This is a genomic window from Cytobacillus firmus NBRC 15306, assembly GCF_001591465.1.
In the GTDB taxonomy this organism is placed as follows: domain Bacteria; phylum Bacillota; class Bacilli; order Bacillales; family Cytobacillaceae; genus Cytobacillus; species Cytobacillus firmus.
Window position 1 is genome coordinate 16,524 of the sequence record NZ_BCUY01000054.1, and the last position, 10,721, is coordinate 27,244.

The 10,721-nt window shown below is 39.7% G+C and carries 8 protein-coding genes; 4 read left to right on the top strand and 4 right to left on the bottom strand.

From position 1 onward, the window contains the following. Window positions 1-4: 4 nt before the first annotated feature. Window positions 5-1,504, bottom strand: a complete 1,500-nt coding sequence (locus tag BFI01S_RS14760; protein WP_061793298.1) for an ATP-binding protein — start codon at window positions 1,502-1,504, stop codon at window positions 5-7. A 130-nt stretch (window positions 1,505-1,634) separates the two neighbouring features. Here BFI01S_RS14760 and BFI01S_RS14765 point away from each other — a divergent pair, with 130 nt between their 5' ends. The 3 genes from BFI01S_RS14765 (at window position 1,635) to BFI01S_RS14775 (ending at window position 5,607) form a co-directional block, all read left to right on the top strand. After that, the gene (locus tag BFI01S_RS14765; RefSeq protein ID WP_061793299.1) at window positions 1,635-3,218 is read left to right on the top strand and encodes a bifunctional metallophosphatase/5'-nucleotidase; all 1,584 of its coding nucleotides are present in this window, start codon (window positions 1,635-1,637) and stop codon (window positions 3,216-3,218) included. 101 nt (window positions 3,219-3,319) lie between these two features. After that, window positions 3,320-3,775 (top strand): MarR family winged helix-turn-helix transcriptional regulator, encoded by a 456-nt coding sequence (locus BFI01S_RS14770; RefSeq protein WP_061793300.1) that lies wholly within the window; start codon window positions 3,320-3,322, stop codon window positions 3,773-3,775. Between the two features lie 137 nt (window positions 3,776-3,912). After that, complete coding sequence (locus tag BFI01S_RS14775) at window positions 3,913-5,607, top strand: M3 family oligoendopeptidase (RefSeq protein ID WP_061793301.1); 1,695 nt, start codon at window positions 3,913-3,915, stop codon at window positions 5,605-5,607. 43 nt (window positions 5,608-5,650) lie between these two features. Here BFI01S_RS14775 and BFI01S_RS14780 read toward each other — a convergent pair whose 3' ends face one another. Further along, window positions 5,651-7,807 carry an ATP-dependent Clp protease ATP-binding subunit gene (locus BFI01S_RS14780; protein WP_061793302.1) on the bottom strand — a complete coding sequence of 719 codons (2,157 nt, stop codon included), beginning with the start codon at window positions 7,805-7,807 and terminating at the stop codon, window positions 5,651-5,653. Between the two features lie 198 nt (window positions 7,808-8,005). Between BFI01S_RS14780 and BFI01S_RS14785 the strand changes: the two genes are divergently transcribed. Further along, window positions 8,006-9,064, top strand: coding sequence for a YkvI family membrane protein (locus BFI01S_RS14785; RefSeq protein ID WP_061793303.1), 1,059 nt, complete (start codon window positions 8,006-8,008; stop codon window positions 9,062-9,064). Window positions 9,065-9,113: 49 nt separating this feature from the next. Here BFI01S_RS14785 and BFI01S_RS14790 read toward each other — a convergent pair whose 3' ends face one another. Continuing rightward, window positions 9,114-9,797: a DUF8580 domain-containing lipoprotein gene (locus BFI01S_RS14790; RefSeq protein WP_061793304.1), complete on the bottom strand. Its 684-nt coding sequence runs from the start codon at window positions 9,795-9,797 to the stop codon at window positions 9,114-9,116. Window positions 9,798-9,990: 193 nt separating this feature from the next. Beyond that, window positions 9,991-10,602 (bottom strand): CPBP family intramembrane glutamic endopeptidase, encoded by a 612-nt coding sequence (locus BFI01S_RS14795; protein ID WP_061793305.1) that lies wholly within the window; start codon window positions 10,600-10,602, stop codon window positions 9,991-9,993. Window positions 10,603-10,721 lie beyond the last annotated feature (119 nt).

Consider the following 10,721-nt stretch of genomic DNA (forward strand, 5'->3'; position numbering starts at 1 on the left):
CTTTTTATGCGTTTTTGACCGGCAGAAAAATATCTACATGAGTGCCCTTCGTTTCTTCGCTTGTAATAAATATTTCACCGCCGAAAGAATGCACAATGCGCCTGCAGACCACAAGCCCAAGACCTGTACCCATTTCCTTCGAAGTGTAAAATGGATGAAATATTTTTTCTATTTCGTTTTCTGGAATACCGGAGCCTGTATCCGCGATTTTAAGCTGACACTTGGATTGCATTTTATTCAGCTTTATTGTCAGCTTTCCGCCGCCCTCCATTGATTCAAAAGCATTTTTCGTCAAATTCAGGATAACCTGTTTCATCTGATCTTTCGTACAATCGACCATGACGGGTTCATCTGAAAAAACAGATTCAAAAGTGACATTGTGTAAATTAGCTTCAGAGAGTATTAAAGGTTCTAGTTCCTTAATAATACTTCTCAAATCCATTGCTTCCATTTTTTGAGCAGTAGGTTTACCCAGAATTAAAAATTCACTGACAATCTCATTAATTCTGCTTATCTCATCATTTATGACCGAAAAATAATACTGGTCGTGTGTATTCGTATATTTTTCACTCAATAGCTGTATAAGGCCTTTTATTCCCGTTAAAGGGTTCCTGATTTCATGGGCTGTGCTGGCAGCCAAAGTACCTACAAGTTCCAGCTTTTGCAGTTCATTTTCCTTTTTTTCCTTTTCCGTCTGTTTTTTCAGCCTTAAATATTTTATGAAGAGAAATAGAATATGGATTATTATCGTAAATACAAGGATTGACCGGAAAGCATCCTCAATAATTTTCAGCATGTCTCTTGGCGGAAATTCCACTTTTACACTCCAGGGAAGCCTGTCAATCGGGATTGTAATGCTATTCTGACTGGAAAAGGATGAGTCTCCATTCATATTGATGTCCATAATCGTTTTCCTTTTAGAATTAAGAATGGAAAGCCGGGCATCAGGAGTGAGAAGCCTCATAATATTTTGTACGTAATCCACCCTCATATGTGCCACAATAATAGAGATTACATTTCCATCGTCATTCAATACCGGCTTTCCTATCCCAACGACTGTTTGCCCATTTGTCAGGGTTTCAGGAGTATTGGAAATTACAATATCTTTCGTGAGAAAAACCTCTTTAAGATATTTCTTATCAGATAAATCTGAGTTCGCTAAAAATTGATTTGATCCTGTAAGAACCATTTCGCTGGGATCAAGAAGGTAAATCCCTCCATAACGCGGATCCATTTGATTGGCTTTTTGGAGCAGAGGCTCAAGCTTTTCAGAAGCCGTGTCCGCACTTCCCGCAGTCAGTGAAAGCATCTCAAGTGTGGTCACGGTCTCGGAAATAAACTGGTCCCAGCTTCTTTGGTGTATGGAGCCAATCCATTTTGCTTCTTCCAGTCTTTCCATATCGTTTTGTTTAACAGAATCCATAAACAAAAAGATGCTGCCGGCTAAAGTGGGAATAATTACTGCGAATAAATAAAGCAGGAAATTTCTGTTTCGATTATTCATGAGGTTAACTCCAGATTAATTAGGTTAATTTGTCCTTAGCTAACTGACATTATCAATATTATACCATTTAGTGTTAAAAGAGGTTTATTTCTTTCAAAGGAATGTTATTTTATATGTAAGGAGGGGTTTGATGAAATCGGAAGCTTTACTCACAATTTTAGCTACAAGTGATGTCCATGGACATATTTATCCATATTTTTATGGAACGGATGAAAACGCTGAGCACGGTCTGGGCAAACTTGCAGCGTTAATAAAAAGAGAAAAGGAACAATCTGAGATCTCCATTCTTATTGATAATGGAGATTTGATCCAGGGAACTCCTCTGACTTATTATTATTCCAGATATCTGAAAAACCAAAAAAATCCCATGATCCAAATTTTAAATAAGCTTGAATATGATGCAGCTGTCATCGGAAATCACGAATTTAACTATGGAAAGAACACCCTTGCAAGAGCGGTCAGTGAATCCAATTTCCCCTGGCTTTCAGCTAATATCTTATTCAATTCAACAAAGGAAACTTATTTCGGGCTTCCTTATAAGATAAAAACCTTTGCAAATGGTTTGAAAACAGCGGTGATAGGTGTCACAACCCAGTATATTCCAAATTGGGAGAAAAGGCAGCATATTGAGCAGCTTTCATTCGAATCTGCGGTGGTTAGCTTGAAAAGGTGGGTTTCCTATATCCAGGAAGAAGAAAAGCCGGACTTGATTATCGTCTCTTATCATGGGGGCTTTGAAAAGGATATCAGAACAGGTGAATTGACGGAAGAACAAACAGGAGAAAATGAAGCCTACAGAATCTGCACAGATGTTCCAGGTATTGATGTTCTGATTACCGGGCATCAGCATCGTTTTATTGAAGGGGAACAAGTGAATGGTGTATCTATTGTCCAGCCAGGATTTAATGGCCAGGCGCTTGCAAAGGTTACAGTAAAATTCAGAAAAAAACACAATGATTGGCTGATCGATGAAAAACACTCTGCTTTAATTTATCCCAATGGAATCATACCTGATCATGAAATCCTTCAGCTTGCCGGGTATTATGAATCCAAAACCCAAAATTGGCTTGATACAGTGATAGGTGAGATTGAAGGAGACATGATAATTGATAATATTTTCGAAGCGCGACTCAAGGAGCATCCGCTGATTGAATTCATTAATAAAGTGCAGATGGAAGCAGCTGGTGCTGATATTTCCTGTACTGCGCTGTTTCATGAGGGAGCACCGGGTTTCAAAACTAAAGTAACGATGAGAGAAATAGTTTCTAATTATATTTATCCGAATTCGCTATGTGTCCTAAGAATTTCTGGAAAGGACATTAAGGATGCTTTAGAGCGGTCAGCATCTTATTTTGAAGTGAACAGTGACGGGGAAATTATAGTGAATCCTGAATTTTCATATCCAAAGCCACAGCATTATAATTACGATATGTGGGAAGGAATTGAATATAAAATAGATGTTTCCCGCCAAAAGGGCAGCCGGATCACAAAGCTTCTTTATAAGGGACATCCTATCAGGGAGGATGGCGAGTACCGCGCAGTAATGAATAATTACCGGGCTGCAGGCGGCGGAGGATATTATATGTTCAAGGACAAACCGCTGGAGAAAGAGATATTAACCGATATGACTGAATTGATTGCCGACTATTTTTCTGAAAAGGGAAAGATAATCCCGACTCTGAACTGCAATTGGGAGGTTGTAGCCGGCAAATGATTCTAATCTGTTAAATTGACAGCTTTCTTCCCGTTTTCTATAATGATTGAGAATTGATTGATGTAAACGCTACTCATTAAAAGGTAAAGGGATTGGATAAAATGGGGTCTGAACAAATTGACCAATCGTTGAAATTGTTTATTGTCCTGTCCAGGGCATACCGGGCTATTAATGAAAATGTAAATAAACGAATACAAACTTACGGAGTAAATCCAACTGAATTTGCAGTTTTGGAGCTGCTGTACCATAAAGGTGACCAGCCTCTCCAGCAGATCGGCGGGAAAATACTATTGGCCAGCGGAAGCATCACATATGTAGTGGACAAGCTTGAGCAGAAAGGCCTGTTAAAAAGGGTCGCATGCCCGACTGACAGAAGAGTTACCTTTGCGCAAATAACAGATGAGGGAAAAGCATTTATCGAAAATTTTTTCCCTGACCATGAAAAACATATACATTCACTTATGAACGAGCTGACTTCAGAAGAAAAAGCTGCAGCCATTGGGCTATTAAAGAAGCTTGGACTATCAATCTCCCATGACAAAAATGGGGGGAATTAATCAAAACAGCCTTGACGGGCTGTTTTTTATTTTGTGCCAGATAAGATTTGTTTAGGGAAGGAATTATTTAAATATTGTCGAAATAGTTTAGTGGTTTGTTTATAAATTGATATACATATACACGAGGGGGCAGTAATGTGAGATTTGAAGACTATACATATGTTCGTCCGGATCTTGAGAAAATAAAGGGGCAATTTGAAGCAGCGCTTGAAAAGTTCGAAGATGCAGCTTCTGCAGAACAGCAAAATCAGGCTATGAAAGAAATTAATGATATTCGCAATGATGTGGGAACGATGTTCAACCTATGCTATATCAGACATTCAGTAGATACGAATGATGAATTTTACAAAGCAGAGCAGGATTATATGGATGAGATTCAGCCTGAAATTGAAGGGTTCGTTACAAAGTATTATCAGGCTTTGGTTAATTCCAGGTTCAGGGCAGAGCTTGAAGAACGCTGGGGAAATCAGCTGTTTGCGCTTGCAGAAGCACAATTGAAAGTGTTCTCGCCAGAGATTGTTCCGCTTTTGCAAAAAGAAAATAAGCTTTCTTCAGAATATACGAAATTAATTGCTTCAGCCAAGATTGATTTTGAAGGTGAAGAACGCACCCTTGCCCAATTGGAGCCATTTACTCAATCTACAGATCGTGAAATGCGCCAAAAAGCAAGTGAGGCCCGCTTTGGTTTTCTGGCTGAAAATGAAACTGAACTGGACCGTATATATGATGAGCTTGTCAGTGTTAGAACAGAGATCGCTCATAAGCTTGGTTACAAGAATTTTGTTGAACTGGCGTACTTCCGCATGTACCGGACAGATTATAACGCGGAAATGGTTGCAAACTTCCGTAAGCAGGTGAAGGATTTCATCGTTCCGATCGCTACAAGGCTTAAGGAAAGGCAAAGAGAGCGCATTGGCGTTGAAAAGCTGAAATTTTACGATGAAGGATTTGAATTTAAAACGGGTAATGCCGTACCAAAAGGAGATCCTGACTGGATTATTGAAAATGGCCAAAAAATGTATGATGAGTTATCCGGCGAAACAAGTGAATTTTTCTCGTACATGAGAGAAAATAATCTTATGGATCTGGTAGCCAAAAAGGGAAAAGCAGGGGGCGGCTATTGCACTTACATTGAAAACTATAAATCCCCATTCATTTTCTCTAATTTTAATGGGACTTCAGGAGATATTGATGTTCTTACCCATGAAGCAGGACATGCATTCCAGGTCTATTCAAGCAGTCATTTTGAAATACCTGAATATAACTGGCCAACCTATGAAGCAGCTGAAATTCATTCGATGAGCATGGAATTTTTCACATGGCCCTGGATGGAAGGCTTCTTTAAAGAGGATAAGGAAAAATACAAGTTTTCACACTTGAGCGGGGGACTTCTTTTCCTGCCTTATGGCGTATCAGTTGATGAATTCCAGCATTGGGTGTATGAAAATCCGGAAGCAGCACCTCAGGAAAGAAAAAAGGCTTGGAGAGAGATTGAGAAGAAATACTTGCCTCATAAAGATTATGATGGCAACGAGTATTTAGAGAATGGAGGATTCTGGCAGCGCCAGGGTCATATTTACAATTCACCATTCTATTATATTGATTATACATTGGCCCAAATCTGTGCATTCCAATTTTGGAAAAGATCCAGGGAGAATCAGGAAGAGGCTTGGAAGGATTATTTAAAACTATGCCAGCTTGGCGGCAGCAAGCCTTTCACTGGACTTGTTAAAGAAGCTGGATTGATTTCTCCTTTTGAAGAGGGATGTGTCGAGTCAGTTATCGGGGAAATTGAGAATTGGCTGAATTCAGTGAATGATAAAGGTTTATAAAATAAAAAAGAGAGCCGGTTATGAATTCCGGCTCTTTTCCATCTTATTGGTGCATTGGTTTAATGACAATTAAGTCGTTTTCCAGCTCGGCCAGTAAATGGCTATTACCGCCATGGTCAATGATGAAATCTGCAATTTTGTCTTCAAGCTCATCCTGGATAATTCTTCTTAATGGCCTTGCGCCAAAAGCAGGGTGGTATCCGTCTTCTGCTAATTTCTCCTTAACTTCCTGCGTGACAGTCAATTCAAGCTCCTGTTCATTTAATGTTTCCTGCAGCTCATTGAGCATAATGTCGACAATTCTCAATAAGTGCTCTTTTTTCAATGCTTTAAATTCGATAATGCCATCAAAACGGTTCAGGAATTCCGGCTTAAAGAAGCTGCCGAGCGAGTCCAGAATATTTGAATCTTTGACGGCATCAGCTGCACCAAATCCTACATGGACTTCTTTTCGCCCAACTCCTGCGTTGCTTGTCATGATAATGACTGTATCTTTAAAGCTGACAGTGCGGCCCTGGCTATCTGTAAGGCGTCCATCTTCCAGTATTTGAAGGAACATGTGCTGTACATCTGGATGTGCTTTTTCTATCTCATCAAGCAGGATAATGCTGTACGGATTTCTGCGCACCTTTTCAGTAAGCTGTCCTGCCTCTTCATGACCTACATATCCCGGAGGGGAACCGATAATTTTAGACACACTGTGCTTTTCCATATATTCACTCATATCAAGCCTGATCATGCTGTCTTTTGAGCCGAACAGCTCCTCTGCAAGTGTTTTGGTTAATTCAGTCTTCCCGACACCTGTTGGCCCGACAAATAGGAAAGATCCAATTGGGCGGTGCTTGGATTTAAGTCCTGCACGGCTCCTGCGGATTGCCTTTGCAACTTTTTGTACGGCTTCCCGCTGTCCAATTACTTTTTGTGCAAGATTTTCCTCCAGGTTTTGCATTTTTTCCTGTTCATTTTCAGCTAATTTGCCGACAGGAATCCCTGTTTTCTTCTCAATAATCTCCTGAATAAGACTTATTTCGATAACCGGCCTTTCAGCCTTGTTTTCTCCGTTTAATGCCTGCTGGAGTTTTAATTCCTCTTCACGGAGTTTTGCAGCCTCTTCATATTTTTCTTCTTTTAAGACATGTTCTTTCTGCCTGCTGATTTCTTTCAGCTGTTTTTCAATATCTTCTGCCGGTATATATCCTGACTGAAGATTCATTTTCGAACCTGCTTCATCCATTAGATCAATGGCTTTGTCAGGAAGGAACCGGTCCTGAATATATCGGCTTGACAGCTGTACACACGCTCTTATGGCATCTTCTGTGAAAGAAACATCATGATAATCTTCATATTTTTGTTTCAGCCCCATTAAGATGTCAAATGCCTCATCCGCAGTCGGCTCATTCACTTGTACAGGCTGGAATCTGCGTTCGAGAGCCGGATCCTTTTCAATTTGACGGTATTCTTTCAATGTGGTGGCTCCGACTACTTGCAGCTCACCACGTGCAAGGGCAGGCTTTAGTATATTGCCGGCATCCATCGACCCTTCAGCTGATCCTGCTCCGACAAGTAAATGGATTTCATCTATAAAGAGAATAATATTCTTCCTAGTCTGAAGCTCTGAAATCAGCTGCTTCATGCGTTCCTCGAATTGGCCGCGAATTCCGGTATTGGCAACCAGGGATGCCACATCAAGCAAATAGACTTCTTTATTTAGAAGTTTCTTTGGGCCTCGCCCCTCGGCAATATTAATCGCCAGCCCTTCAGCAATAGCTGTTTTGCCTACTCCTGGCTCACCTATTAAGACCGGATTATTTTTGCTTCTTCTATTTAATATTTCAGTCACACGATTTATTTCTTCGTCCCGTCCGATGACTGGGTCAATTAAACCAGCTTTAGCAAGCTGTGTAAGATTTCGTCCGAATTGATCGATAAATCCGCCGTTGCCCTGATTGTGTCCAGGCGCTTCTTTTAAAGGCTGGTAGTTTTCATTTCCTTGAGAGGATGCCATCTTTTTAAAGAAATCCTCTAAAGGCATTTGGCCAAAACCTGAAAAGCCGCTCAAAGCAGGCCCAAAGGAAGTAAGGCTTTTTTGCTTTTCAGTTTGATAACAGCTATGGCAAAGGTTAAGGTTTCGCTCATTTCCATTCACATTCAGTCTTAATTGTACATTTGCTTCTTTTAATTGACATTTTTGACAAAGCATTCTGCATACCTCCATTAAAAAAATTGGTCTGACTTTGACTATATTTGACCTTATATCAACATTATAATTTGACCTTCTTTGACTTTCAAGTGATTTGTTTATGGAATTTATACCCAATCTAAAGTTTATCTTAAAACCAAAAAAGCTCGTCTTTGTTTGTACCAGCCTACATATATTGGAAAGGAAGGAGGAGATTAAGTGAAGACGAATTGGGGGGCAGCTTTCCAGATCGCTGCCGTTTATGTGGGAACCGTGGTGGGAGCGGGCTTTGCCACTGGCAGGGAGATTGTAGAGTTTTTTTCCCGATTTGGTTTTATCGGTTTAATTGGGATACTGATGAGCGGTTATATATTTATTTTTCTCGGTTCCAAATTAATGAGAATCTCTGCACAGATAAAGGCAGCATCCTACCAGGAATTAAATGAATATTTATTTGGAAGATTTTTTGGTTCTGCCATTAATATATTGATGCTGTTTATGCTGCTTGGCGTATGTGCAGTTATGCTGTCAGGTGCAGGAGCAGTGTTTGAGGAACAGATTGGCATAAGCAAGACTGCAGGATTGCTCGTAACGATAGGGTTAACGATTTCTACAATGATAGTGGGCATTCGCGGATTATTTGCTGTTAATACATTTGTCGTTCCGATGATGATTGCATTTAGCTTTATTTTATTGTTTATAAGCATGAAGCTTCCTAATTTTGCAGAACAGGTTCTGTTTATCCCATATGCTGAAGATGGATGGAAGGCGGTTGTGGCCCCGTTTTCTTATACTGCTTTGAATTTAACATTGGCGCAGGCAGTCTTGGTGCCTGTGGCTTCTGAAATAAATGATGACCGGACAATCAAATGGGGCGGATACCTTGGTGGAGCCGCATTGACACTCATTTTGCTTTCCAGCCATTTAACACTTATGATGCTGCCGAATCTGGAAGCGTATGATATCCCGATGGCCGCCATTGTAAAGACATTGGCATCATCGTTCTATTGGATTTTTGTGTTTGTCATCTATGGAGAGATTTTCACATCTGTTATTGGGAATGTGTTTGGCATTGAGAGACAGGTAAAAAAACACTTTTCCGTGCCGAGTATTTTAATTGTGGGCTTTATCTTTGTAGTTTGTTACTTTATCAGTTTAATCAATTATGGAACATTGCTATCTTATTTATATCCGATTTTTGGATATGTAAGTTTGACCTTTATTATTCTTCTGTGGATGAAGCCGTTTGAGGATGGAAGTAAGGGGAAAAAAGTGTGATAAAACCAGAAAAGAGATCCGTTTTATATGGATCTCTTTCAAACTCCTGTTATTCTTGGGTCTTCTCTTTCATAATGGTTTTCGCCATCTGAAGGAAAGCATCTTCATGGTCCGCGTCTTCTTTATTGAATAGGGTTAGCTTCAGTGAAAGATTGTCATTTTTCACAAGGTAGGCTGAAACCTTCTCCCCATTTCCTTCTGCTCTCATTACAGCAGCATCTTTGTAAAAATCATCTGAAGGAGCTTTTGATGTCTGTACGTTTTCGCTGACAGCTCCAAGCTGTGCTTTAGTGTTTTCTTCAAGCATGTCCCAGTCTGCATCATCCGGAAGAAGTTCAATCCGCATGAATACCTGATCATTTTCCGTGAGGTATAGTACATCCTTATTTGGTTCCTCTGCAGTTAGCTCATATGCCGGCAGAACGTACATCGAATAATTTTGATTATCACTATGTTTCAGGAAGGCAGTGTCTTCCTTCATTTCACCCTCAACTGAATAAGTCATATTCTGCTCAAGGATTCTTATTTCACTATTTCCTTCTCCATCAGTGCCATCTTCGGATGATTCTTCTTCTTCCCTTTGTTCTTGTCCACCCTGTCCTTCCGAAGCTGTTTCTTCTTCATTTTGCCCAGGTTCTGCTACATTGCCAGGATCATCCTGAGCTGTGCCGCATCCTGCCAGGATAGCAGCTATAACTCCCATCATTAACATAAATTTCGCCAAATTTTTCATTATTGTTCCATCCTCCCGTTGTCTGCCAGCGCATTTGCATAATTAGACGTAATTGGTATTAAAGAGTTACATATAAATTCCTATTAATTTGTACATTACCATTTATGTAAAACATCGACAAGACTCAACAAAAATTAAAAAAGACAATCCATGAAGAATTGTCTAATCATCACTGCAGTCTATGGAAGTACATCTAATTAAATGGGAGCAGAACGAATAATAACAAGTCAAAAATCAGATGGGATACGATTACTAAGGGAATACTTCTTTTCCAGGCATATAGCCATCCCCAGAAGAGACCTGCGATTAATGCTGCAAAAGCGAGCATCCAGTATCCTGAATAAAAATGGACAGAAGTATAGATGAGAGAAGATATAATGATGCTTACCTTAACAGATGTATGTTTCATTAATCTTTTTTGAACGAACCCTCTCCAAAACACCTCTTCTCCTGGAACTATAATTAAAATCAGCACAATATAGTGCCAGATAAACGAAGGGGAAAATCGCCCGTATAATTGTTCAACCTGATTAACTAATGGGAGGTTGAGCAAATCAAATAAACTGTATCCAGTCCAAAATAGTCCGTACAACAGAAAACCTGAAAGGGTTCCGAAAGAAATGTATGTTCCAAAAGACGCCTTGTCTTCCACTTCCTCCATTATGATGGAGTAGCTGATCAGAAGCAGTAAAGAGGCAGAAAAGATGTACCAAAAAATTGCTTTATCCTGGAATGTAAAATACATAAGCAGATGAGCGAGTACCAGCCCGCCAATAAAACGGACATCTGCAGCAATATTTTTCACTTTATTTAACTCCTTTCAAGCAAAAAAATAACCAAACACTATTCTAACAAAAAACAAACATAAAAAGTAAGGAAAAGATTTCTTTGGAAACGCTAAGATAAAGTGAAACTTCAATCAGT

What these genes read in the sequence shown, in the direction of transcription:
- BFI01S_RS14760 (WP_061793298.1), bottom strand. Translation starts at nt 1,504, where the DNA reads ATGAATAATCGAAACAGAAATTTCCTGCTTTATTTATTCGCAGTAATT.
- BFI01S_RS14765 (WP_061793299.1), top strand. Translation starts at nt 1,635, where the DNA reads ATGAAATCGGAAGCTTTACTCACAATTTTAGCTACAAGTGATGTCCAT.
- BFI01S_RS14770 (WP_061793300.1), top strand. Translation starts at nt 3,320, where the DNA reads ATGGGGTCTGAACAAATTGACCAATCGTTGAAATTGTTTATTGTCCTG.
- BFI01S_RS14780 (WP_061793302.1), bottom strand. Translation starts at nt 7,807, where the DNA reads ATGCTTTGTCAAAAATGTCAATTAAAAGAAGCAAATGTACAATTAAGA.
- BFI01S_RS14790 (WP_061793304.1), bottom strand. Translation starts at nt 9,797, where the DNA reads ATGAAAAATTTGGCGAAATTTATGTTAATGATGGGAGTTATAGCTGCT.